The sequence below is a fragment of the Bacteroidota bacterium genome, assembly GCA_018266755.1.
In the GTDB taxonomy this organism is placed as follows: domain Bacteria; phylum Bacteroidota; class Ignavibacteria; order Palsa-1295; family Palsa-1295; genus JAFDZW01.
Genome location: JAFDZW010000005.1, coordinates 1,700,843 through 1,724,024, shown reverse-complemented (window position 1 = coordinate 1,724,024; position 23,182 = coordinate 1,700,843). Strand labels below are relative to the sequence as shown.

The following is a 23,182-nucleotide window of genomic DNA, read 5'->3' as shown; positions in this document are numbered from 1 at the left end:
AATATGATGGTCCGAAGCCGTTGCATCTACAGCCGAATATAAGACACGCACGTGGACGAAAGGTTACAGCGCGATCAGAAACAACAGAGGCGCTACACTCTCGTGCAGCGCCTCTTGGTGCAAATACTATTTGCTCAGCGGTTACCGCTCGTTCGCCGGCTTCCAGGCGAGGTCCACCGGGCCGGTGTAATCGGCTGCAGGGCGGATGATGCGGTTGTTCGAGTACTGCTCGAGGGCGTGCGCGACCCAACCCGAGACGCGGCTCATCGCGAAGATCGGGGTGTAGAGGTCGAGCGGGATGCCCATGAGGTAGTACGTGCTCGCTGAGTAGAAGTCCACGTTCGGGTAGAGCTTCTTCTCTTTGAGAATGAGCTCTTCGATGTCGCGGCTCATCTGGTACCACTGCGGCTGACCGGTGCGCTCGCCCATTTCCTGGCTGAACTTGCGCAGGTGCGTGGCGCGCGGATCTTCGGTGCGATAGACGCGGTGACCGAAGCCCATGATCTTCTCTTTGCGTGCAAGGGCATCCATGACCCACTCGCGTGCGCGTGTCGGGTCAGTGATCTTCAGCAGCATGCGCATGACCTGCTCATTGGCACCACCGTGAAGCGGTCCTTTGAGCGCGCCGATGGCGCCTGTGACCGCGGAGTAGAGATCGGAGAGGGTGGAGGCGATAACGCGGCAGGTGAAGGTGGAGGCGTTGAACTCGTGGTCGGCGTGAAGCGTGAGCGCGGCGTCGAACATCTTCACAATGCGCTCATCTTGTTCTTTGCCGAGCAGCATATACAGGAAGTTGGCTGCATGGCCGAGCTTCGGGTTCTGCTCGGGTAACGGGCGACCGTTACGGTGTGCGTCGTAATACGCAACGATCAACGGAAGCTGGGCGGCCATCCGAATACCCTTGTTGATGTTCGCCTCGTGCGACGCATCTTCGGTATCGCCGTAGTAGAACGAGAGTTCGCTCGTGACGCTGCGCAGCACCGCCATCGGGTGGACGTTCTTTGGGAATCCAAGGATGTCGTCTTTGATGTGCTTGGGGAGTTCGCGGTTGGCGACGAGCTTGGCGGAGAACTCGGCGAGCTCGGCGGCGTTGGGGAGTTTGCCGAACCACAAGAGATAGATCGTTTCTTCGAAACTGCCCTTTACCAAGTCGTGGATATCATATCCGTAGTAGGCGAGGATACCTCGCTTCCCATCGAGGAAGCAGATGTTGCTCGTTCCTGCGATGATGTCTTCCAGCCCTGCTTTTTGCGGGACGACCGTGGTGCCGTTCGTCGTCGGCGCCTTCATTGTTTCGCTCGACATAAGTACTCCCCTTTAAGAAATAATTAACAGCCTTTTGCTATAGCATAGTACAAACAATCCCGGAAATCACAAAGTTACCGGAAAGTGGCAGCTTTGCGACCGCACAGTGTCGTCATGTTGACAACACTGCATCGCGAGAGCTGCCCCTCATCCAGTACCCATGTTTTCGGAAAAATACACCTGCAAAATCCGTGCCCACTGTAACCTTCGACCCTACATCGCTCGTATTGGTGTCGTAACAACTGTATCGTATTTTTGTACTATCTGGAAGAAAGTTTTGTAATTTCGCACTCCCAGATAGTTTGAGATAAACCATAAGAGAATTTGTCAGAGGGGTTGTAACCATGAATTTTACGATCGAACAGAAAGACCGCGCCGCGATCTTCCGGCCACAGGAAGCTCGGCTCGACTCGATGTTGGCTCCCGAGTTGAAAGCTGAATTCCTGATCCTCGCTCAACCAGATGTCGAGACGCTCGTGATCGACCTTACGGATGTGCAGTATATCGATTCTGCCGGACTCTCGGCGTTGTTGCTTGCGCGACGCCAACAGACCTCGCACGACGGCGACGTTCGCCTTGTCGGTGTCAGCGACGATGTTCGTTCGCTGCTCGAGCTCACGCAGCTCAACCGAGTATTCCCGATCTACGATACACCGCAACAGGCGATCGATGCGCCGTCACTCTCGGCCATCGTCGTCCCCGCCGACGATATCGACTCGACCACCAGCGCTCTCGGCTCCGGCATGAAGGCCGCGGCAGTAGGTGCCGGCGTCGTTGCACTCGGCGCGATCGCGCTTGGTGGCGATGAGGATCTCGACGACGACGAAGAGTACGACGATGACGAAGACTTCGACGACGATGAGTACGACGACGACGATGATGCAGAGGAAGGAGAAGAAGAAACGGAGGATGGCGAAGAGTCCGAGGACGGCGACGAGGAGGAAGACGACGTCGAGGACGATGATTTTGAATTCGAAGACGACCTCGAATTCGACGAGGACGATGACGACGAGGAAGACTTCTAAACCGCTTCTATCGTAGTACAGCGACTCGGGTTGTTGCAACGGCACCCGATGCCAATCGACAAACGATTGTATATGTCCCCGGCAATAGCCCGGGGATATTTATTTCGTACGCTCCCGCGTCGAGCTTGTCACCCCCAAGTACCGACACAACCTCGCGACCCAGCATATCATAGGCTGAAAGTGTCACGCGCCCACCCTCGAACAATCGCAACAACACCGATGCCGGCAGATCCGATGTGACCGGATTCGTCACTACGCGCAGAGACATCTCCAGTACCGACGGCACCGTCGGCGCGACACCCAACGCATCCGAATACTTGATATTTCCGATAAACCAACCGTCGGCAGACGATGAGTTGGTCCGTAGCCGGTAGCGCGCGATCAGGTTGTGGCCAATCACATTCGTTACTGAGATGGCCTCGTGACGAATGCTGCTGCCGGCAAGGGTATGTTTCCAATCGTTCGGATAACGGGCGGTATCGAACTCCGCAAGTGGCACAAAGCTCAGTCCGTCGTCAAGCGAGTATTCGAGCCATGCCGAATCTTCAGTTGCAACGGCGGCGATGTGATCGAACTCCAGTGTCTTGGTTTGCGCCGAGATCACGACTGGCGGCAGGCAGAACCAGGTATCCTCGTTCGCTGCGTAATTCACGAACGGCAACGAGTCGTTGATGTACGGCGTCGTAAATGCACCGGCGGCAGTCGTCGTACTCCATCCGAAGATCGAGAAGACGTTTGAGCCGGTGGTAAAATCTTCGCTATAGTCAGTATATGGCGTCCCCGCATAGAGCCAATGCGGCGCAGTGCGCACCGAGAGCACAGTGTCGCCGCTCGGAAGCTGCACGGCGATCACGATCTGAAATTTATGAAAACCATCAGTGGTGCTTGTAAACGGCGCGAGGGTCGCACCGCGCTGTGCGTCACGTACGATGGCACTATCGGTCGTGACATCGTCGAGGATGTAATAAAGCTTGTAGAGGCCGTGCACCGTGTCGCCACTCACCGATCGTGACGGGATTGTAATATTCGTCTGGAATCCCCCGGGCTGCGCAGTTGCCGAGATAATTGTCGGCGGTAGCGGCTCCCACACTGTGCGAGGGTAGTAGTTGGTGTATGCGGTGGAGCTTGTATCTGCTGCCGCCACGACCTGGATCGAATAGCGATAGTTCTTGTTCAGCGCGGCATGCTCATCGTGGAACGTGAGTATCGATGCGTCGAGCATCGTATCGAGCCCGCCATCGTCGCGACGCAGATGGAAGTTATACGTTGCGAGTGGCATGCCGGCGGTTGTGCGAGCAGTGTATTGCCACGAAAGATCGGGCTGGTGTGACGCTGTATTCTCGACTGCCTGAAAGTTTTGTACGGCAGCCGGAGCATACGGACGAACGATCGCAACGTAGATATCCTGATCGTAGCCGACGCGGCTATCGGACCATGCTGCGACCCATCGCTTGTTCCGGCCGTCGATCGAGAGGTAATCCCCGATGAACTCCAAACTATCATCCGCCGACGACCCGACGCTGTCTCGGCTGCTCGACGCTTTCGGATCGAATGACGAGCCCGAGAGTCGCAGCGGAGTAAAGGTCGCACCGAAATCATGCGAGAAGAGCAAATACGCGTCGATGAGTTCGTTGTGCAGTGAATCGTTACGGCTATCGTAGTACACGATGCCGATATCGCCTGTGGCTTGATCGACAGCGATCCACGGAAAGAATTTGTCGGTTGCGCGAGTACTGCTGTCGCCGTCGATCGCGACGGGTTCGTACCAAGAGAACCCTCCGTTGTCCGATCTCGAAAAATAGATGTGCGGTCGCAGATCTGCTCCGCGTCCGGCATACGTCACATACAGCCGTTGCCCGCTTCCTGCTGCAATGGAAGGGAAGCTGTTGACGCGAACATGGCCTTTGATGACCGGGTGCTGGTCTCCGCTAGAAGGATAGAGCCGACCGAGGTCGGTGTATTGCGTGACGAGTCTCGGTGAAAACGAGATGCCTCCGTCGACCGAGCGAGCAACATAGATCGAACGATGCGACGGGTCGATATCCTCATAGGCCACCATAAGGGTGCCTTGTTGCCGAACGACCGGGATCGGCGATTGAAATTGTCCGTAGGGTGTGACGAACGACGGTGCCGACCATGTCGCTCCGTGGTCGGTCGAGTGCGATACGGCAATTGCGCTTTTGCCGTTGATATAATTCGCCCATGTGACGTAGATCGCTCCGGCATACGGGCTGAGCGAATCGAGGTCTGCTGCGATGTAATATTTATCCGCGTATTGATTCGCCGTACCGATCGCATCGGAATCGAATACGACGCGTACCGGTCCGTTCCAGTTTGCGCCCTTGTCGGTGCTTGCGAAGGTGACGACGTCGTTCATTTGGTAGGCAGGGGCAGGGACGAAACCCGCCGACGCTCTGCCATACGAAGCGAACGCGCGACCACTATAGTCGAACGCAATACCCGGGTCTGTCGCCGACGCCGACGCCGGCCATTTTGAAGAGAACGGTGCTCCATCCCAGTGAACGCCGCCATCGTTCGAGACGAAGTACCACAATGACGTGTCGCTTCGGTAGTCGTTACAGCTCAGGACGATATTACGCGGATCAGTCGGGTTGATCGCCAGCGACGGTTCGTTCTGGTCGGCAAGGAGCGAGAAGGTGACATTGATATTCGGAAAGTCCGTCGGCGAGTCCGGGTGGGGCTCGATCGATTGCGCGCGCATGGAAGGCGTCAAATGTTTCAGCCTCGGTGCTGGGCGGTCGAACCCTTCGGTCTCATGTTCAGAAATCGGGGCGACGAATACTACAGACCGCTGCGCCCGGGCGCCAAGCGCGAAGGAGCACAACAGGAGGAAAACGGTCGCGTACGAACGAAGGGTCATTGCTTCAGAATGTAACGAGCTTCGAGTCGGAATGTATCCGGTGGTGGGATAGTGTGACTCTTGAGGCATAGGGAAACAACGGTATTTGAGGGGTCAGGAATGGGCCGTCCAATCGCCAGACCCCACTGGGCATAACTCAGTTACCAAAATAGAAAAGGCCCATCCCCAACGGGGACAGGCCTCATAACTCATTGAAACCTAATAGAGTTACGCCGATGCTTTCTTGATCGCACGCATGAGCTTTGCCTTCTTGTTCGAGGCAAAGTTCTTCTTGATCACGCCGGTGCGGGCCATGCGATCGAGTGTGCTCTGAATCTTCTTGACGTCCGTCGTCGCCGTCGACGAAGCGGGATCGAAGCTCTTGAGCAACTTACGCATGTCTACCTTCTTGCCCTTGTTGGCAATACGGCGCTTTTCCGATAACCGTACGCGACGTACGGCGCCTTTGTGTTGCGGCATAAATCCTTTTCCTTACTTCTAATTCGTTACAATTTTGGGACGCGTATAACACCCCGAGCAAGGGAAAGAGTTCACTACCGGTGATATTTGGGGTATCCGTGAACGTCCCACCCCTCCGTTGCGAGAGGAAGAGTATATACTGCGGCGGACGGGTTGGGGTGGTTGGGTGAGAGTGTTACATTCTGTTCTATGAAACAGATGAATTAGATGCCATAATTTGGAAATTAATCCCCGGCAGTAGCTCCGACTTCAGTCGGAGCGGGCCGGCTGAAAGCTGACTCACTGCTGGTTGGTTATGTACTTCGGTGTCTGCAGCTATTGCGAAAGGGATTCTTCGCTGGCGCTCAGAATGACGGGCGGGGGGGGGCTTCGCCGCATTGAGTCCGGTAGGACGGCCACATGCATAGCCCACGAATTCATTCGTGGGCGGGGGTGGTGGTGAACCGAATGTCCGTATCCGCCGAAAGGGGACGGACTAAGAGTCCGTCCTACTGGCTTGGAGATACTGCGGCTCCGCGAAAGGGATTCTTCGCGGGGTTTACACTGAGCGAAGCGAACGTGCTCAGAATGACTGTTGGTGGGCAGCTATCTTCTATCGTGGTTTGAAATCCAGCGCTGCGGAGTTCATGCAATAGCGCAGACCCGTTGGTTTAGGTCCGTCGTCGAAGACGTGGCCGAGGTGTGAGCCACATGTAGCGCAGAGCACTTCGGTGCGGGCGTAGCCGAGTTTGTAGTCGGTCTGTTCGTGCACGACTTGTTTGGAGATCGGTTTCCAGAAACTCGGCCATCCGGTGCCGGAATCGAATTTCGTGTTCGAATCGAACAATGGCGTGCCGCATACGATACATGCGTATGTGCCGTCGGCATGGTTGTCCCAATACTTGCCGGTATAGGCGGTCTCGGTGCCTGCGCGGCGGGTAACCTCGAACTGTTCGTGCGTGAGGCGTTTGCGAAGTTCGTCGTCGTTGTATTGCTTGCGGGGCGTAAAGTGCGCAGTATCTGCCACGGCAGTGCTGCCATCGCGGCGGCAGGCGAACGACGATGTCGCAACGAGCACGAGGAGGAATAGCGAAAGCAATGAATTTGTTTTCATAATCTATGGGTGTCTTATTTTCGTTACGCAATTATTGACACAATCAGATTTCCATCGATGAAAACTGCTGCCGTAATTCTGTCCGGATGCGGATACCTTGATGGTGCCGAGATCCGTGAGTCGGTCGGCGTGCTGTGGGCGCTGAGCCAGCACGATATCCATGTCGAGATCTTCGCGCCCGACGCTCCGCAGCCTGTTGTAACGAATCACTATACACGTAAAGCAACGGGCGAAACACGCAATATGATGGTTGAGGCTGCGCGTATTGCCCGAGGCAACGTGCGGCCGCTCTCGGAGCTTCCCGACACGCATTACGATACGCTCATCATGCCCGGCGGATTCGGTGTCGCGAAAAATCTTTGCACGTTTGCGGCCGAAGGCGCGGCCGGATCGATCGTCTTTCCGGAGCTCGAGCGAGAACTACGATTGATGATTGCCGACGGCAGACCGGTCTGTGCCGTGTGTATCGCCCCTGCACTTGTGGGCCTCGCACTAAAAGGCGAGAAGGTAACGCTCACACTCGGTGCCGACGGTGGCGCGGCCGACGAGATGCGAAAACTTGGACACACGCACGTTGTCACAACGCCGTCGGAAATCTGTGTGGATGCGGAACACCATCTCGTCACGACACCCGCATATATGTACGACGATGCACCGATCAATGAGGTGTTCGAGGGGATCAAGAAAGCGGTGGATGCAACGCTTGGAATGATCTGATACCATAGGTCAGCCCGAGAACCGAGGCATACTGGCTATGAAACCACCGCTGCCTTCTCTTGCGGCAACTCCACCGATTCGTATTCGTCCATCATCCGAAGATCGAGAACGCTTGTGCCGTCTTCATCGGTCGAGATTGCCGAGATAAATTTTGCGCCGATAATAATCTCGTCGTCGGTCCACGACGAACGTGAATAGACGGTTTGCGAATAGGTTTCGTCGTATGCTTTGATCTGTAGCATGACCTCCGCTTCGCTTGCGGCCAGATCCATCGCCGTTGCGCCGGCGAAGGGGGACTCGTCGTTGATCGGATGGACGATGGTCCAGCTCGAGACGAGTGCGGTCACGCGCGAGATTTGCAGCGGCATCGGGTAAAATTTCCGCACGAGTGCGCCGGCGTCGGTCAGTTCGTTTCGTGAGAAGATCGCAAGCGCTTCGATTTCGATGAGCGAGTTGCGGCGGCCGTTCGCCAGGCGCATCATGAATGCACGGCCACCCTGAAACGGCGCAATGACGGCATTCTTTGCATAGATGATCTTTGCTTCGGGATGCGAGAATCGCGCGTAGAGAATGCCGGTCGCCATCGCAAACCCGAGCAACCCGAGCATCGACTCGATTGCGGCGAACATGCTCGTCCAGAACCCAACCGGACTGATGCGCCCGTACCCAAGCGTTGTTAGTGTTTGCGTACTGAAGAAGAATGCTTCGCTGATTTCCTCCCAGAGCGTGTGCGCGATGATGCCTTGCATGTGTTCGGCACCGAGGAGCATGTAGATCGTCGCGAAGAGAATGTTCATCGCGACGAACCCGAGAAAGAGCATCGAGAAGAACTTGCCCCACCCCATCATGATCAGCGAATGGAACACGTCGCTAAAGCGGCTGCGCCGTTCGCCAATGCGCCGGACGTTGAACGTGCCGTCGCGCTGCACGAGCCGTGCCGTGCTTGGTCGCGAGCCGAAGCCGAGCTCTGGTGCTTCCCGCAGTTTCGGGTGCGTCGATGCGATGCCCGTTGCTTTCTTCGGTTGCAGGAGTTGTCGGTGCTTCGAATGATAGATCACGCTTCGCTCGGCTTGAAAGTGAGTGATGCGGAATTGATGCAGTAGCGTAAGTGTGTGGGCGGCGGGCCGTCGTCGAAGACGTGCCCGAGATGCGAGCCGCAGGTCGCACAGACGATCTCGGTACGGACCATCCCGAACGAACGATCGACGTTCTCGCTGACGACAACGTCCTTTGTGGGTTGATAGAAACTCGGCCAGCCGCAGCCGGATTCGAATTTGGCTTCCGAAGCGAAGAGCGGCGTGTCGCAGACGACACAATGATACATCCCGCGCTCGTGGTTATCCCAATACTCGCCTGTAAAGGCGCGTTCGGTACCTGCTTCCTGCGTAACATGGAATTGCATCGGCGTCAGCCGTGCACGCAGTTCGTCCTCGGTGAAAAGCGTATTGTTTTTCATAGTGCTCACCGATACGAATATACCACCGCCACGTTACACAGCCCCGCGGGCGGAGCGGCTAATAGCCTGCCCAGTGGTAGGCAACGACGGTGCCGCTGGGATCGATGGTGAAACTGCGTTCGAGTTTCTGCTGGTGTTTCGTGGGATGCGAGTAGTGTCCGCGACCCCAATAATCATACCACACATAACCCGGAGAGGAAGATGTACGAGTATAAGTGTAGGTAATTTCACGGGTGCCGTCGGTAGTTTTATAGGTGCGATTGGGTGCGCCCCACTTTGCGACGAGTTCGTTCTCAGATTTGCCGACCCAGCTTTTCATGCCGGTGTCGATCTCCTCGCGCATCGTCGCTTCCGACGGTCCGCAGGCACACAACATGGTGCCGAGGAACAGCGTCAGCAGGAATGATGCAATGGTACGGTACGATGTCATGGGTACGTCAGTATGATGAATTGGAGACGTACGATGGATAGAAGTTTAACTCTGCGGAGGTACGAAGTGGTTCGCTCGCACTACTTCGAAGGATACTGCTTCTTGATATGCGCGACGGCTCCCTTGACGAGATCCTTGAGCACCTTCGTGTCGACATCTGCAAGCTTGTTGATGTACACGCAGCCTTTGCCCGACTTGTGCTTGCCGAGCTTCCCAAGAAGCTCCGCCTGCGATTCTACTGCGGCGTAGACATAGAAGACGATGTTCGACTTACGCGGTGAGAACGCAACGAGCGGCGCATCGCCTTCGCGGCCGCTCTCATAGACATAATGATAGCTGCCGAAGCCGATGATCGACGAGCCGTACATATGCGGCGGCAGTTTCGTCACCAAACTCATTAGCTCGACGATGGCCTCCGCATCGGCACGCTGTTGCTTGTCGGCGATCTTGCCGAGGAAGGTCGCGACGCTGGCGTCGGTGGCTTGGGTTTTATTTGGTTTCGTTGCCACGTTACTTCACCGCCTCCAACACGATCTCCGCAATATCACGGACCTTCACGTTGTCAACCTGCTCCTTGGCCTTCACGCCGTCGGAGAGCATCGTCATGCAGAACGGGCAGGCCGAGCTGATCGTCGTTGCTTCGGTGGCGAGGGCTTCTTCGGTGCGTTCGATATTGATGCGCTTGCCTTGCGTTTCTTCCATCCACATCTGTCCGCCGCCGGCGCCGCAACAGAGGCCACGCGATTCATTGCGAGGCATCTCGACGATGTCGAGCCCCGGGATGTTCGCCAGCGTCGCACGCGGGGCATCGTAGATGCCGTTCGAACGGCCGAGGTAGCAGGAATCGTGATACGTGACGCGCTCCTTCAGATCATTTGTGATCTTCAGATCGCCGCGCTCGAGAAGCTCTGCTACAAATTCAGTATGGTGAACGACATCGTAGTTACCGCCAAAATCGCCCCACTCGTTCTTGATCGCATTGAAGCAATGTGGGCACGTCGTGACGACCTTCTTGATGTTGTAGTTATTGAGCGTCGCGACGTTGTCCTTGATAAGCATCTGAGCGAGATACTCGTTACCCATGCGACGAGCAGGATCGCCGGTACACTTTTCTTCGGTGCCGAGGATCTTGAAGTTTACGCCGGCAATCTGCATCAACTCTGCAAACGCCCGCGAGATGCTTTTCGCACGATCGTCGAACGAACCGGCGCAGCCGACCCAGAAGAGGATCATGTCTTCTTTTTGACGGACGAGGGTATCCGTCCTACCGGCATACTCAGCCATCGTCTCGATGCCGAGGCCGTTCGCCCAATCGGCACGTTCGGTGGGGCTGAAGGCCCACGGCGAGAAGTTATTCTCCATCGAGCTAAATGCCGGCTGCAATTCGCTCGGGAAGTTCGCTTCCATCATCACGAGGTTGCGGCGCAGGTCAATAATCTCGTCAACATGTTCGATCGTGACGGGGCATTCCTGCATACATGCCTGACATGTCGTGCACTGCCAGAGCATTTCGGCGGGGATGTAGTCGCCGATGAAGCTCTTTGCATCGACCTCTTCCTTTGTGAGAGTGGTCTTTGCGCCAAGAAGTGTTGCGGGCTTGGGGTCCTGAGCCTGTGGCTTGGAGGGGGGCAGGTTCGAGCTCACGCCTGCATAACTCCCACCGCTCCAGGCGGCGGACATCCCACTTTCCCATGAATCGAATCCAAACTTATTCTCTGCGACGAGATACGGCGCTTTGTCTTTTGCACGCTGGCGCGTGGCGATGATGATCCACTTCGGGTCGAGCACTTTGCCCGTCGTGTTTGCGGGGCAGACCGACGTACAACGTCCGCAATGTGTACACGTGTCGCCGTCGAAAATCTGCTTCCATGTCAGGTCTTCGATATCCTTCGCGCCATACTGAGTGAGCGTTTCGTCTTCAAAATTGATCGGCTTGAGGTAATTCTTGCGGCGCAGATCTGAGAAGAAGACGTTCGGCACGCTCGTCATCACGTGCAAGTGTTTCGAGTACGGGAGGTAGTTCATGAAACCAAGGACGCCGAGGATATGCACCCACCAGTACACTTCGTACATCGTCGCCGTTTTGTGGCAGTTGCACATCCATCCGGCGATCATCCCCGCTACCGGACGGACCTCGTGCGGATACAACCCGCCAACTGCTGCGATGCGCGCAGCATTCGCGAGCGTGTAGGACACGACGATCAATGCGATCGTATAGAGGACCACCTGCGCATCGAGCTTCTCGTGAGCATCCCCTTGCAAGCGTTTCACCTTCGTGACCATTCGGCGCCACCACGCAACGACGAGCGATACGACGATGAGCACGGCGAAGACATCCTGCGAGACAGTAATGATGGGATACAATCCTCCGAGGAACGACAGATTGAACGTGCCAAGCAACCCTTCGCCGATCGATTCGATCACCGCCGCAAGCAGCACGATAAAGCCCCAGAAGATGAAGGCATGAACCGGTCCGGCGACAGGATCGCGGAAGATCTTTGTCTGGCCAATGGCAATGACAAGCGTGCGCTTGAGGCGTTCGACGAGGTTGTCGAATCGGTTCGTCCATTTACCGACACGCAAGAAGGCAATGAGCTGGCGGGTATTATACCCGACTGCGCCAAACGCCGCAAGCAGCACAACCAAGAAGATGGCAGATTTCACACTCATAGGGGTTCTAAAGTAGATCGGACAAAAATACGAGAGGATGGACCGATCCGCCTCAATGCCGCCTATGCGGCCCGTCCGCGCCAGGTCGTTCGGATGCCGAGCTTGTCCTTGATAAAGCTCCACCACTGCACGGCGGTCGATAGTACCACGGATAGTGGGAGGCGAAGGACGAAGTCCGGCCGCAAGTCAAAAGTACGGGCGATGAACACATAATGCAGGTAGAGCACAACGGTCGGGGACAGCGCGATAATGGCTGCGGGGCTGCCGCAGAGCAGGAGCAGCGGTCCTGCGACGAAGGCGCCGAGCATGATGGCCGATGTCAAGACGAGTGCCGGAGCGTTGACGCTTGCCTGAAACGCATTGCGCGTAAAGCCGCGCCACGCTTCGCGAAATGACGGGTACATCTCGCACGATACAAGGTCAGCACCGTAGGCAAAGCCAACCCTGTCGCCGCTACGCTTGACGAGGCGGGCTGAATGCAGTCCGTCGTGCAGGCTCTCGCGGAGTGAGGCGTAGCCTCCGATCCGACTGAGCGCCGATCTGGTGATGACCTGTAGTTGCCCGCATCCCGCAACCGCACTCGGATAGGCGGCTTCGGAAACGAACTGCATCGGCAACAGATGCAGCAGGGTAGTAAAGAGGTGGTCGACGAGCAGATCGGTGGAACGCGTCGTGATCTGTCGTGGAAAGATCGAAAAGAAGTCGGATTCTTCTTGTCGTGCAGCACCAAGTACGGAATCAAGAGCCCCCGGTGCGAGATGCACGTCGGCATCGATGAACACGAGTGTATCTCCCGTCGCTACCTCGCAGAGCTGCTGCATTGCCCAGACCTTGGCGCGCCAATCACTGGGTTTTGTTTTGCCGTTCACGATTCGGACTCGGCCGGGGTATCGAACTTGGAACGCTCGAAGGATCTCGGGAGTCCGGTCCGTCGAGCCATCGTCGAGAACGATGACCTCCGCGATGCAGTCAAGCTCGCTGGTGATAGAGGCAAGTATGCGCTCGGCATTGGCTTCTTCATCTCGCATGGGCAGGCAGACCGAGATGCTCGCTCCGGCTGAACGTTGCTCCACGTGTCGCAAGAGAGCAAAGAGCTTCCGATTTCTGACGGCCTGTGCAAGTAGGACGACCTGCACGACGCCAATGATGATGGCAGCAATCATCATCTCGCGTGTCCGGCATGAAACTTCTCGCCGGTGGCGAGTGAGCGAACAACGTTGGTTGCGTCCTGCACTGCCGTCGTTCGCGGCGCCGAGCGTTGCAGCCATTGCCATTCACGCTCGTCGCGACGTGATGCAACCGAAAGTACTAACTTGGTTTGCGCATTGAGCGCCATTTTCAAATGGTCGTTGAGCGGTTCGACGTCGGTGCTGACGCGGCGAATGCCAAGGAGGGCCACGGGACGTGACTCGCTCCAGAACTCATACTGTGCGGTGACGGCGAACACCGGAACACTCGGTGCAGCGGCGATGGCTGTGCTGAGGCCGCGTCGGAACTCCGGCTGCTCCTCACGATTGCAGGCGAACTGCGCCTGCGGGGTAATGAACAGGGCGCTGCGGCCCGGTCGGTCGAACACTTCCTTGACCGATCGCACGAAACTGAGCGCCTTCTCCGGGCTGGCGGCGAACATCCCAGCATACTTCAGCACCCAATACTTCTTTAGTTGCTCGGCATCCATCGGCGCGAAGAGCTCGAGCCCCGTACGACGCGCGAGGAACGCTGCGATCATCACATCCCACCAGCTCGAGTGGGTGCCATAGATGATGGCCTTTGGTATCGTGTGCAATTCCTCAAGAGTGGATACCGAAGCGTTGAGCAGCCCAACGCCGTCGAACTTCCGGTCGAACGACCGTTCGGCAGAACGAAGGAAGCCGTTGGCGATGAGTGTATTTCGACGGATCGGCATCAGATCGGCGTTGCTTGGAATCGTTTGAGGTCGCCGGTGAGCTCCCCGGCGGCGATCAGACCCGCCATCAGCGACATCGGCACACCAGCACCCGGGTTGACCGTTCCACCGGCGAGCAGAACATTATTCAGACCCGGGTATGTGTTGCGATGTTTGAAGCCTCCGGTGAACTTGCCGTGCGAGGCGAAACCGTAGATATTGCCGTTGTATGTGTTGAACCGGTCACGGATGTATTCGGGCGTCATGATCTTCTCGACCGCGATATCGCCTCGGAATTGCTGACGCACCAGGCGCTCGGTCTTTGCGTATATCTTATCGACGAACGGTCCGATGTCCTGCTTCCAATCGGTTCGGCCGTTGAGAGATGGGACATGGATCAGGAAGTAGATACTCTCTTGTCCGCTGGGAGCAACGTCAGGATCTGACTTCGACGCATCACAAATGTAGACGGTCGGGTCTGGCGGGAGTGTGCCGCGGTCGTAGATGGCCTCGAACTCGTGCTCGCTGTGTTCGCTGAAGAGGAAGTTGTGGTGTGCAAGGTGCTCGATCGGAGTGCGAACACCCGCAAAGATGACGACACCGCTACAGGCCTGCGGCCGCTCGAGCGGTGTTTCCTTCAGGATCTGCGTACGCAGGGTGTTCAGATCGGCGTTGAACACGAAGTGATCAGCCGCGTAGCGTTCGCCGGAAGTGGTGATGACCTCTTTCATCGTGCCGTTCGAGCGGACCACGTCCGCGATCTCGGCGTTCGTGACGATCTCACCGCCGAGTTCGACGAACCGTTTCGAGATCGCACGAGCGATGGCGTTCATCCCGCCCATCGGATACCAGCAACCCTTGCGAAGCTGCACGTGCAGCATCAGGCCGAAGATGGCCGGCGCTTTGAACGGTGAGCTGCCCACATACTGGACCAAATGCTCGAGTGTCTGGATGATATGCCGGTCTTTGAGCTTCGAATGCAGCAAACCTGCATACGATTGCCATGGCCTCAACCGCTTGACCAATTGCAGCGACGAAAGGTCGAACGAACGTGCACCCATGATGTCACCGACACTTCCGACATTGCGGAAGAAGAAATTCTCGCGACTGAGATCGTAGAGCTCATCGCCGGTGTGGAGAAGGTCGCGGAAGGCATCCACATCATTCGGCGCGATGGCACGCACTGCTTCAAGCTGTGCATCTTCATTGCCATGTAGCTCGAACATGGTGCCGTCTTCGAAGAAGCAGCGCCACTGCGGGTCGAGCTCCACGAGCGTGAGATAGTCTTCGAGCTTCGCGCCGCTTTCTCGGAACAACACATGCAATATCCCGGGAAGCGTGAGAATGGTCGGACCGGTATCGAACTTGAAGCCGCCTTCTTCGTGCACGCCAAGCTTCCCACCCGGACGCTCGTTGCGTTCAAGCATCGTTACCCGCCACCCACGCGATTGGAGTAACAGAGCGCTGGCGAGGCCCCCGGCACCGGATCCTACGACGACTGCAGTCTTTGTTTGCTTCATGTCAGTATTTCCTCATCATTCGTTGCAAGAACCGATGCCCGATGGCATCCTTACCGTTGAAGATCGCCCACCTCGGTAGTGCGAGCGAAGCCCCGAGCCCGGGCGAGACTATTGTTCGGCTGCGGGTGAGTTGCAACAGCAACTCGAGGCCTCCGCTACGCCCTATCCCGCTCGCCCCTCTGCCGCCCATTGCGATGGCCGGAATGCCTGCGGCGACGACGGCTTCTGAGTGCGAGACGAACGATGTGCCGCACATATGTTCGCACTGGCGGCGTTCGCTCGACGTCATGGCGAACGTTGTCGTCCCTAGCCCCGCGAACGGTCCGTTCGACCATTCAAGAGGTTCGGCAAGATCGTCATACGGGACGCAGGCCAGTACCGGCGCGAACGGGATTCCGTCAGAGGCAAGACAGGCCTCAGTCAGTGTTGCTGCATCTGCTGCACTGCGTAGTTCGACGACGAGCAACTGGCCTTGCACTTCGGTGCGTATCGTTGCACCGAGCGAGAGGGCAGTCTGCTTGTACGTTGCGATCGCCTTCGGTATGTTCGGTGTCGTGTATCCTTTCCAACGCTCGGTTGCGACGTAGTCGGATAGTGCGGCATCAAGTAATTGAAGCTGATCGTTGTACTGCGCTCGCGGCAGCCAAATCAACTTCGGCGCGACGCACGTCTCGCCGCTGTGTGTCGTCAGCGCCCACACGATATGCTCCACTTCGCGCATCGTATAGCCTCGTGATCCGACGATGATGCTATCGTTGCCTGATGCCTCGATGATGGCAGTGATGTGTCGCTCGGCTGCTTTCTGCGCAATCGTTTGAGCCGTTGCTGTTGAGCCCGTGAAGATCACGCCATCGATCTCATCCCACACTCGTTCGCTTTGCGCCGGGTCGCTTGGTAGCAGCGAGAACTGCCCGGCCCACTCCGGGGCGGTTGCAACGATCTCTGCTATCAACGTTGCGCTGCCTTCTGCGTACGGCGACGGCTTGAAGAGCACTCGATCACCGGCGAAGAGCGCCCAGACGATCTGCCGCCACGCAATCTGCAGCGGATAATTCCACGTGCCGATCACGAGCACACTCCCCAGCGGCATCCGCGTTTCATACACGCGACGCATGCCGAAGCGAAAGGGCAAGCCGCTTAGTTTGGCGGTGCGACGATGGATCTGCTCTCCGTTTCGCGAAAGCCATCCAAGTGCTGCAACGGACGGGACGAACTCCGTCGTGAAGCACTCAAGCTCGCTGCGGCCCGTCTCACGTGCAAGGGTGCGAAGTACGTCCGCCTTGCGCCGACGCAGTTCACGACGAAGTGATCGAAGAGCCCTCCGCCGGGACGCTGCCGTCATACGGTCGCCACTTGTTGCGATGTGATCAGATCAGTCGCGATGCGAGCGGACTGGAAGATCGTCGGCAGCCCAGAACCCGGATGCGTCGAGCCGCCGACGAGATACATGTTGTCGTACTCTTCAAACTTGTTGCGCGGCCGCCAGATCAGTAATTGATCGAGCGTATGCGCGATACTGAAGACCGCGCCGTTCATCACATTGAACTCGTCGCGCCACGCCAGCGGGTCGATGATTCGCTCCTCTTCGATATGCGCCGCAAGGTCGATGCCTAAGCGTTCGCGGATCGTTCGCAAAAGCATCTGCCGATATCGTTGCTGCTCGCTGTGCCAATCTGTCGTGCCGATCTGCAAGTTCGAAACGGGCGAGAGCACATAGATCGCCGACTTCCCCTTCGGTGCCAGCGTCGGATCGGTGATGCTCGCATTGCAGATGTAGAGTGACGGGTCATCGGGTAGTTCACCGTTGTCACTGATCTGCGAGAGATACCGCTTGTAATCGTTTGAGAAGAGGACGGTATGATGTGGCAGATCGACCGTCGTGTCGATGCCCAGATACATCATGAAGGTCGAGCAACTATACTTCATCTCGCGGATGCGCTTGTCGCTGTAGCGCTTGCGATCGGCCTCGGTGGTCGTCTTGGTGAGGAAGTCCATGAGATCGGCATTGACGACATAGTGATCGAAGGAACGCTTCGTGCCACCGACTTCGATGCTCTCGATGCTGCGACCCGAGATATTGAGCTTCGTCACCGGCGAGTCCAGATGCACCTTCGCGCCGAGGTCCGTGGCGGCCTGCGCAAGGGCTTTTGGGATCTGATTCAACCCGCCGACAGGATGCCACACGCCATACTTCTGCTCGATGAAATTTAGAATGGAAAAAAGTGACGGACACTTATAGGGCGACATCCCAAGATACTTCGCCTGAAACCCGAACGAGAGCTGTGTCCGCTCGTCTTTGAAGAACGACTTCAGCTCACCGGCGAGCGACCGTTCCGGTCGCAGATACGGCGTGGCCTTCAGCAAGTCCACCGAGACGAGGTCGCTGTAACGCATATACGGCCTTGCAAGGATGGGGAGGATGGCATTGAGCTTGCGGTCCATGTAGTCATAGTATCGCGGGAAGGCATTCGCATCGTCGGGCGAGAGTTCGCCGAGTGCTTTGTGCATGTTCTCGAACGAATCGCGCGGTGCGAACCGGGTACCGTCAGGGAAGACCAGCTGATACATCGGATCGAGTCGCTTGAGCGTCAGGTAATCGCTCATGAGCAGCCCGGCTCGGGTAAAGACCTCTTCGAGCAGGTGCGGCATCAGAAAGAACGTTGGCCCGATGTCGAACGAGTACTCGCCGAGCTTCAAGCGCCCGTTGCGGCCGCCGATCTCGGAGCGAGCCTCGAAGATCTCGACCTCGTAGCCCTGCGCTGCCAGCAATAGCGCTGCCGCAAGCCCTCCCGGGCCCGCGCCGATCACTGCGACGCGAGACGATACCATGCCACCCTCATGCATATCTGTATATAACTGTTTCTCGGAAATACGTCGGCAGCCCGGCGTTCGGATTGATTGCGGTTCTCCCCGCTGCCGGGTAACCCCACCGGGCATTCGCCGTATCTTTGCAATTGATGTGGAAGACCGATCAAGAACTGCTCGCCGCCATCGCCGCTGAAGACAGCGCGGCGCTTGCCGAGTTCTACGACCGCTATTCGCGGATGGTCTATGGTGCGTTACTGCGGATGCTTCGCGATACCGACGATGCGGAAGACATTTTGCAGGAAGTATTTGTGCAAGTTTGGCGGAAGGCATCATCATATAAACCCGAGCTCGGAGTCCCGAAAGCATGGTTGGTCCGAATTGCCCACAATCGGGCGATCAACCTGATTCGCTCAAAGCGCAGCCGCATGAAGCAATCCGAAATTGCGCTGCCGGAGGCGGATTCCGAGTTAGTGGCACCCGAATTGCGGTCTTCCGATCTCTTCGAGGAAACTACCGCCGGCGAAGAGCGTGCGTTGCTTTCAAACGCGATGGCGAAGCTCCCGAAGGAGCAATCGTCGCTGTTGGATTTGGCGTTTCTGCAAGGCTACTCGCACTCGGAAATTGCAGAGATGCTCGGTATGCCGCTCGGGACGGTAAAGACACGGATTCGGAACGGCTTACTGGCCCTTCGCGAATCGCTCGCGTTCATCAGAGAATAGTCTACATAATCCAACATCCGTTCGGATGCGATTCTTGTATGTGTTGTATGGGAATGAAGTGACGAAGGAATGGTAACGATGGCAACGAACGACGAACTATATCATCGCGATGCGCTTGTGCAGCGCTACCTCGCCGGCGAAATGACGCCGGATGAAGAGGTGTCGTTCGAACGTCAGGTATCTTCCGATCCGGCTCTGGCTGCCGAACTCGCGGCCGGTTCCGAAGCGCTCACCGGCCTGTTCGACACTCTTGGCAAGCATGCACCGGCACCTCGCAAACGAATTCGGAGTATGATTCTCGAACACGTGTCGGATGCGATCTCCGATCGTGCGAAGTATCTCGTTGACGAGTATCATCTTAATGCCGCCGATGCCGAATGGATCCAGACGATCGTTCCGGGGATCGAGATTCAAATCATATATGTCGACGAAGACGGTCGCGCAATGATGAAAGCTCGCTTTGCGCCGGGCGCGACATTTCCTCCGCACGTGCGGGTTGCGACCGAAGAGTGTCTGGTACTTTCCGGAGATTTTTGGGCCGATAACGTGCACATGCACGCCGGCGACTTTGTCGCGGGTCTTGCCGGTGAAGAGCCGTATCCGCTTCATAGCGAAGGCGGCTGCGAACTATTATTGAAGATCCCGGTGCCGTATGAGATCATGCCGAAGACGGATCGCGACGGATCGAAATCGTAATACTGTATTGATAGAAGTGTCAGAGTGAAGGCGGCCTCGATGGTCGCCTTCTGTGTAAGTAGCCGTTGCTCAGTGCGGCGCTGCCTTCGACTTTTTACCTTTGGTAATTGTGATGATCGGTCGAATGATATGATTCTCGACCTCGGAGAACATCCAACGCCTGCGATCGCCTGTATAGCAGATACAACCAATGCCCACAACAAGACGATCAATTCAACACAATTACTTGAGTACGATGAAAAACCGTTACACATTCGTTGCCGCATTGCTTGCGATACTGATTGCAGCAAGTACGGCATTGGCATCGAGCCACCGAGAGGCTCCGCTGATCAGTAACGATCCGCTTGCGGATAATACCGATCTCTACGCATTTCGCTCGCCGGACGATCCGTCGACGATTACGATCATTGCGAACTACATTCCCTTCGAACTGCCGGAAGGCGGACCGAACTACTTCACGTTCGGAGAGAATATTCGCTATGAGATTCATATCGTCAACAATGCCTCGGCCACCGGCGATAATATCACGTACCGGTTCATGTTCACCCAGACGAACGAAGATCCGAGCACGTTCTTCAATATTCGACTTGGCAAACAGAACCTGAAGACGACCTACACCTGCCAGAAAAGCACCGATGGCGGCGCGACATGGATGACGGTTATCGCAAACGGTATCGTCCCGCCGAACAACATCGGGCCTCGCTCGATCGATGCGCCGGGCGTTGGACTCGGACAGTCATACCAATCGATCATGCAGAGCGCGATCGCGACCGCATCGTCTGGAGAGACCGTATTCTGCGGCCCGGTTGACGATCCGTTCTTCGTCGATCTCGCGGGCATTTTCGATCTTGGGAATTTCCGTAAGGATGGGAAAGTCGATGCGCTCGCAGGATTCAACTGCCATACGATTGCGCTGAAAATTCCGATCGCGTCACTACAGAAAGATCATAAGTCGGTCGATCAGGCAGTGAATATCCTCGATCCGGATTTTGTGATCGGTGTTTGGGCATCTGCATCGCGCCCGAAGGTGACAACGCTGTCGTCGGATGGTAGTAAGCCGACGTACTCGAGCGATTTTGTGCAGGTCTCGCGTCTCGGAATGCCACTGACCAACGAAGCAATCATTCCGGTCGGCGAGAAGGATAAATGGAATGCGCTCACGCCATACGGTGGCAACGATGTGCAATTCGCGGGTTACTTTGCAAATCCGGAGTTAACGCTCTATACGGGCAACGGTCCGTATGCAGCCGCCGTCGGGACGCTTCTCGATCTGCGCGTCGATAGCGCATCGCTCGGGGCGTTCGATTTTCGCAATGGAAAAGACGGTCTCTATCCGTTGCTTGCGACGAACGGCGGGGCAGGTACTGCACTCGATTCGAGCCTGTTCGGCAAGATACTCCTGCAGAAGGGTAATCCGCGATCGGTAGATATTCTGCCGATCTTCTATACCGGCGCGCCGAATCTGAAACCGTATCAGCTTGCTACCGGAAAGAACGGCAATCCGCTTGCAGCGGGAAAACCGTTTATCAATAACTTTCTGCCGACACTCGGGGATATGCTTCGTCTGAACATGGCTGTGCCGGTGACACCACGAAATAGCCCTGATTTCAGCTCCGAAGGATTGATCGCTGCGGCAGTACTTGGCTTGACCGATTCGCGATTCAATTCGGACGCGACGCTGCAAGCGATTCCGAACATGGATGGCTTCCCGAACGGGCGTCGTCTGGAAGACGACGTCACTCGAATCGAGATGCAGGCCGTCGGTGGTCTTGTACTCAATGCGATCGGTCTCTGGACCGATGACTACCAGCCGGGTACGAGTCCGAGTCCGGTGACGCCCGAGCTGCTTGCAAAGCTCCAGTGGAATGCCGGCGTGAGCAAGAACGACGTCGAATTCCAATCCGGCTTCCCGTTCGTCGCCGCGCCTCACCGTGGAAGCGACGGCCTGCGGACGTCGAGTGTAAAAGGGAAGGATGTCCCGACGACCATCGGCATTCATGCTCCGAACAACTTCTTTACGGTGCCAAATTATCCGAATCCCGTTTCGGCAAGTACGATGCTGAAGTACCACGTAACGAATGGCGGCAACGTAGAGATCGTTGTCTTCGATGGCCGGGGTACGACGGTCGAGACGATACGCTCGGGTTATCAAGGCGGCGGTGATTATGCGATCCAGTGGTCGCCCAAGCCGGAGCTTTCGGCAGGGACGTATTACGTCGGCCTCGTTGTCGATGGGAATCGCGAACAGACGCTGAAGGTGATCCTTACACGTTGAGGGTAGAGTACACATAATGTGAAGGGCGGGGTAAGTAACCTCGCCCTTTTGCGTGTGGTACTGAACACGACGCCGAGTAAATGAACCCCGCACGATGGGGGCCTCATTGTCGTTATTCATATCGCATGCCAGTACCAAGACCCGAACTCGAGGAAGACGAGCGGCCCGGAAGCCAGCGTATTCGCCGTGCGCACTCCGACCGAGAGCGCAAGAAAGAGATGCGTCATCGCGAGAGGCACGTCGTAAAAGAAGTTGCTCCCGCTTCGAGCGAACTGTTTGCTCACGCAAAGATATTACGGACCGAAGGCGCGTATTTTATTGCCGAGCGTGAAGACGGTGTGCAGGTTCGTGTCCGTTCGATCAAGGGGACGGTTTCCGGAAATCCGAACGCATCGCTCGTTGCGGTCGGCGATGCTGTCCTGATCGAAGACGACGGCTCCGATGTGTTGGTGATTCGCGAGGTGCTGCCGAGAAGAACGAAACTCTCGCGTCGTGCGCATAAGCGTCGCGACAGTTTCGAGCAGGTGATTGCTGCAAATATCGATCTGGTTGCTGTAGTCTCGAGCGCCAGCGACCCTCCGTTTCGACCCGGTATTATAGATCGCTATATAGTTGCAGCGCTCGAAGGAGAACTCGGTGTGTTGCTCGTCGTCAACAAAGCCGACGAGATGGATCCCGAACGCGGTGAGTTTGTAGAGATGTGCCTCGAGTACTACAAGATCCTTGGATATGACCATGTTCTGACTTCGGCAACGACACTCGACGGAGTTGAAAGACTGCGCACCGCAATCTCGGGGAAGACGGTCGTATTCGCCGGAAAGTCAGGCGTTGGAAAGTCGTCGCTTGTCAATGCACTCGTCGGTACCGAGATTGCACGGACGCGCCGCCTTATGAAGAAAGCAGCTCGTGGTGTCCATACGACTACCAATGCGACGATGATCCCGCTGCCCGAAGAACATACATATATCGTCGATACGCCGGGGGTGAAGGAGTTCTTCCATTTCGAGCTTGAACCGGACAGCATTCGCTTTCACTTTGTCGAGTTCGCTGCGTTTGCCGATAAATGCAAGATGACTAACTGCATGCATATTCACGAACCAGGTTGTGCAGTGAGCGAAGCAGTAGACGAAGGCCTGATCCCCGAGTGGCGGATGAACAGCTACGCTGCATTATGGGAAGATGCCGAACGGGAACGGAAAGCCCGGGTTGGCGGTATGTAATCCTTCGATTTTAGACCCAATTT

20 protein-coding genes are annotated in these 23,182 nt (G+C 56.6%); 6 read left to right on the top strand and 14 right to left on the bottom strand.

Going from position 1 to position 23,182, the window contains the following annotated elements:
• Nucleotides 1-141 precede the first annotated feature (141 nt).
• A complete protein-coding gene (locus JSS75_11995; GenBank protein ID MBS1904419.1) occupies nucleotides 142-1,290 on the bottom strand; it encodes a citrate synthase in 1,149 nt (382 codons plus the stop codon).
• 359 nt (nucleotides 1,291-1,649) lie between these two features.
• Here JSS75_11995 and JSS75_11990 point away from each other — a divergent pair, with 359 nt between their 5' ends.
• The gene (locus JSS75_11990; protein ID MBS1904418.1) at nucleotides 1,650-2,330 is read left to right on the top strand and encodes an STAS domain-containing protein; all 681 of its coding nucleotides are present in this window, start codon (nucleotides 1,650-1,652) and stop codon (nucleotides 2,328-2,330) included.
• 7 nt (nucleotides 2,331-2,337) lie between these two features.
• Here JSS75_11990 and JSS75_11985 read toward each other — a convergent pair whose 3' ends face one another.
• From JSS75_11985 to msrB (JSS75_11975), 3 genes are all read right to left on the bottom strand, one after another.
• Entirely contained in the window at nucleotides 2,338-5,052 is a 2,715-nt protein-coding gene (locus JSS75_11985) for an exo-alpha-sialidase (protein ID MBS1904417.1), read from the bottom strand.
• A 366-nt stretch (nucleotides 5,053-5,418) separates the two neighbouring features.
• The gene (gene rpsT / locus JSS75_11980; GenBank protein MBS1904416.1) at nucleotides 5,419-5,670 is read right to left on the bottom strand and encodes a 30S ribosomal protein S20; all 252 of its coding nucleotides are present in this window, start codon (nucleotides 5,668-5,670) and stop codon (nucleotides 5,419-5,421) included.
• 592 nt (nucleotides 5,671-6,262) lie between these two features.
• On the bottom strand, nucleotides 6,263-6,763 hold the full coding sequence (msrB, locus tag JSS75_11975) for a peptide-methionine (R)-S-oxide reductase MsrB (GenBank protein MBS1904415.1): 501 nt from the start codon (nucleotides 6,761-6,763) through the stop codon (nucleotides 6,263-6,265).
• A gap of 57 nt (nucleotides 6,764-6,820) precedes the next feature.
• Between msrB (JSS75_11975) and elbB the strand changes: the two genes are divergently transcribed.
• A complete protein-coding gene (gene elbB, locus JSS75_11970) occupies nucleotides 6,821-7,480 on the top strand; it encodes an isoprenoid biosynthesis glyoxalase ElbB (protein MBS1904414.1) in 660 nt (219 codons plus the stop codon).
• Between the two features lie 35 nt (nucleotides 7,481-7,515).
• Here elbB and JSS75_11965 read toward each other — a convergent pair whose 3' ends face one another.
• The 10 genes from JSS75_11965 to crtI (JSS75_11920) all read right to left on the bottom strand — a co-directional run bounded on the left by JSS75_11965 (nucleotide 7,516) and on the right by crtI (JSS75_11920) (nucleotide 18,270).
• Nucleotides 7,516-8,538: a hypothetical protein gene (locus JSS75_11965; protein ID MBS1904413.1), complete on the bottom strand. Its 1,023-nt coding sequence runs from the start codon at nucleotides 8,536-8,538 to the stop codon at nucleotides 7,516-7,518.
• Nucleotides 8,535-8,936, bottom strand: coding sequence for a peptide-methionine (R)-S-oxide reductase MsrB (gene msrB / locus JSS75_11960; GenBank protein MBS1904412.1), 402 nt, complete (start codon nucleotides 8,934-8,936; stop codon nucleotides 8,535-8,537). Before msrB (JSS75_11960) ends, JSS75_11965 begins: the two co-directional genes overlap by 4 nt.
• 58 nt (nucleotides 8,937-8,994) lie before the next feature.
• Nucleotides 8,995-9,366 carry a hypothetical protein gene (locus JSS75_11955; GenBank protein MBS1904411.1) on the bottom strand — a complete coding sequence of 124 codons (372 nt, stop codon included), beginning with the start codon at nucleotides 9,364-9,366 and terminating at the stop codon, nucleotides 8,995-8,997.
• Between the two features lie 80 nt (nucleotides 9,367-9,446).
• Nucleotides 9,447-9,875 carry a DUF1801 domain-containing protein gene (locus JSS75_11950; protein MBS1904410.1) on the bottom strand — a complete coding sequence of 143 codons (429 nt, stop codon included), beginning with the start codon at nucleotides 9,873-9,875 and terminating at the stop codon, nucleotides 9,447-9,449.
• 1 nt (nucleotide 9,876) lies between these two features.
• A complete protein-coding gene (locus tag JSS75_11945) occupies nucleotides 9,877-12,030 on the bottom strand; it encodes a (Fe-S)-binding protein (protein MBS1904409.1) in 2,154 nt (717 codons plus the stop codon).
• A 68-nt stretch (nucleotides 12,031-12,098) separates the two neighbouring features.
• Nucleotides 12,099-13,304 carry a glycosyltransferase gene (locus JSS75_11940; protein ID MBS1904408.1) on the bottom strand — a complete coding sequence of 402 codons (1,206 nt, stop codon included), beginning with the start codon at nucleotides 13,302-13,304 and terminating at the stop codon, nucleotides 12,099-12,101.
• Nucleotides 13,199-13,942, bottom strand: coding sequence for a hypothetical protein (locus JSS75_11935; GenBank protein ID MBS1904407.1), 744 nt, complete (start codon nucleotides 13,940-13,942; stop codon nucleotides 13,199-13,201). The genes JSS75_11940 and JSS75_11935 overlap by 106 nt, the downstream gene beginning before the upstream one ends.
• Complete coding sequence (gene crtI / locus JSS75_11930; GenBank protein MBS1904406.1) at nucleotides 13,942-15,441, bottom strand: phytoene desaturase; 1,500 nt, start codon at nucleotides 15,439-15,441, stop codon at nucleotides 13,942-13,944. The genes JSS75_11935 and crtI (JSS75_11930) overlap by 1 nt, the downstream gene beginning before the upstream one ends.
• Nucleotide 15,442: 1 nt before the next feature.
• On the bottom strand, nucleotides 15,443-16,783 hold the full coding sequence (locus JSS75_11925) for an aldehyde dehydrogenase family protein (protein ID MBS1904405.1): 1,341 nt from the start codon (nucleotides 16,781-16,783) through the stop codon (nucleotides 15,443-15,445).
• On the bottom strand, nucleotides 16,780-18,270 hold the full coding sequence (crtI, locus tag JSS75_11920) for a phytoene desaturase (protein ID MBS1904404.1): 1,491 nt from the start codon (nucleotides 18,268-18,270) through the stop codon (nucleotides 16,780-16,782). The genes JSS75_11925 and crtI (JSS75_11920) overlap by 4 nt, the downstream gene beginning before the upstream one ends.
• A 128-nt stretch (nucleotides 18,271-18,398) precedes the next feature.
• Here crtI (JSS75_11920) and JSS75_11915 point away from each other — a divergent pair, with 128 nt between their 5' ends.
• The 4 genes from JSS75_11915 to rsgA all read left to right on the top strand — a co-directional run bounded on the left by JSS75_11915 (nucleotide 18,399) and on the right by rsgA (nucleotide 23,159).
• Nucleotides 18,399-18,968 carry a sigma-70 family RNA polymerase sigma factor gene (locus JSS75_11915; GenBank protein MBS1904403.1) on the top strand — a complete coding sequence of 190 codons (570 nt, stop codon included), beginning with the start codon at nucleotides 18,399-18,401 and terminating at the stop codon, nucleotides 18,966-18,968.
• Nucleotides 18,969-19,046: 78 nt separating this feature from the next.
• Complete coding sequence (locus JSS75_11910; protein MBS1904402.1) at nucleotides 19,047-19,664, top strand: cupin domain-containing protein; 618 nt, start codon at nucleotides 19,047-19,049, stop codon at nucleotides 19,662-19,664.
• Nucleotides 19,665-19,899: 235 nt separating this feature from the next.
• A complete protein-coding gene (locus tag JSS75_11905) occupies nucleotides 19,900-21,939 on the top strand; it encodes a DUF4331 family protein (GenBank protein ID MBS1904401.1) in 2,040 nt (679 codons plus the stop codon).
• A gap of 125 nt (nucleotides 21,940-22,064) precedes the next feature.
• Nucleotides 22,065-23,159, top strand: coding sequence for a ribosome small subunit-dependent GTPase A (rsgA, locus tag JSS75_11900; GenBank protein ID MBS1904400.1), 1,095 nt, complete (start codon nucleotides 22,065-22,067; stop codon nucleotides 23,157-23,159).
• Nucleotides 23,160-23,182: the final 23 nt, after the last annotated feature.

What these genes read in the sequence shown, in the direction of transcription:
- JSS75_11995 (MBS1904419.1), bottom strand. Translation starts at nt 1,290, where the DNA reads ATGAAGGCGCCGACGACGAACGGCACCACGGTCGTCCCGCAAAAAGCA.
- JSS75_11990 (MBS1904418.1), top strand. Translation starts at nt 1,650, where the DNA reads ATGAATTTTACGATCGAACAGAAAGACCGCGCCGCGATCTTCCGGCCA.
- JSS75_11985 (MBS1904417.1), bottom strand. Translation starts at nt 5,052, where the DNA reads ATGCGCGCGCAATCGATCGAGCCCCACCCGGACTCGCCGACGGACTTT.
- rpsT (MBS1904416.1), bottom strand. Translation starts at nt 5,670, where the DNA reads ATGCCGCAACACAAAGGCGCCGTACGTCGCGTACGGTTATCGGAAAAG.
- msrB (MBS1904415.1), bottom strand. Translation starts at nt 6,763, where the DNA reads ATGAAAACAAATTCATTGCTTTCGCTATTCCTCCTCGTGCTCGTTGCG.
- elbB (MBS1904414.1), top strand. Translation starts at nt 6,821, where the DNA reads ATGAAAACTGCTGCCGTAATTCTGTCCGGATGCGGATACCTTGATGGT.
- msrB (MBS1904412.1), bottom strand. Translation starts at nt 8,936, where the DNA reads ATGAAAAACAATACGCTTTTCACCGAGGACGAACTGCGTGCACGGCTG.
- JSS75_11955 (MBS1904411.1), bottom strand. Translation starts at nt 9,366, where the DNA reads ATGACATCGTACCGTACCATTGCATCATTCCTGCTGACGCTGTTCCTC.
- JSS75_11940 (MBS1904408.1), bottom strand. Translation starts at nt 13,304, where the DNA reads ATGGCTGCAACGCTCGGCGCCGCGAACGACGGCAGTGCAGGACGCAAC.
- JSS75_11935 (MBS1904407.1), bottom strand. Translation starts at nt 13,942, where the DNA reads ATGCCGATCCGTCGAAATACACTCATCGCCAACGGCTTCCTTCGTTCT.
- crtI (MBS1904406.1), bottom strand. Translation starts at nt 15,441, where the DNA reads ATGAAGCAAACAAAGACTGCAGTCGTCGTAGGATCCGGTGCCGGGGGC.
- JSS75_11925 (MBS1904405.1), bottom strand. Translation starts at nt 16,783, where the DNA reads ATGACGGCAGCGTCCCGGCGGAGGGCTCTTCGATCACTTCGTCGTGAA.
- crtI (MBS1904404.1), bottom strand. Translation starts at nt 18,270, where the DNA reads ATGGTATCGTCTCGCGTCGCAGTGATCGGCGCGGGCCCGGGAGGGCTT.
- JSS75_11915 (MBS1904403.1), top strand. Translation starts at nt 18,399, where the DNA reads ATGTGGAAGACCGATCAAGAACTGCTCGCCGCCATCGCCGCTGAAGAC.
- JSS75_11910 (MBS1904402.1), top strand. Translation starts at nt 19,047, where the DNA reads ATGGCAACGAACGACGAACTATATCATCGCGATGCGCTTGTGCAGCGC.
- JSS75_11905 (MBS1904401.1), top strand. Translation starts at nt 19,900, where the DNA reads ATGAAAAACCGTTACACATTCGTTGCCGCATTGCTTGCGATACTGATT.
- rsgA (MBS1904400.1), top strand. Translation starts at nt 22,065, where the DNA reads ATGCCAGTACCAAGACCCGAACTCGAGGAAGACGAGCGGCCCGGAAGC.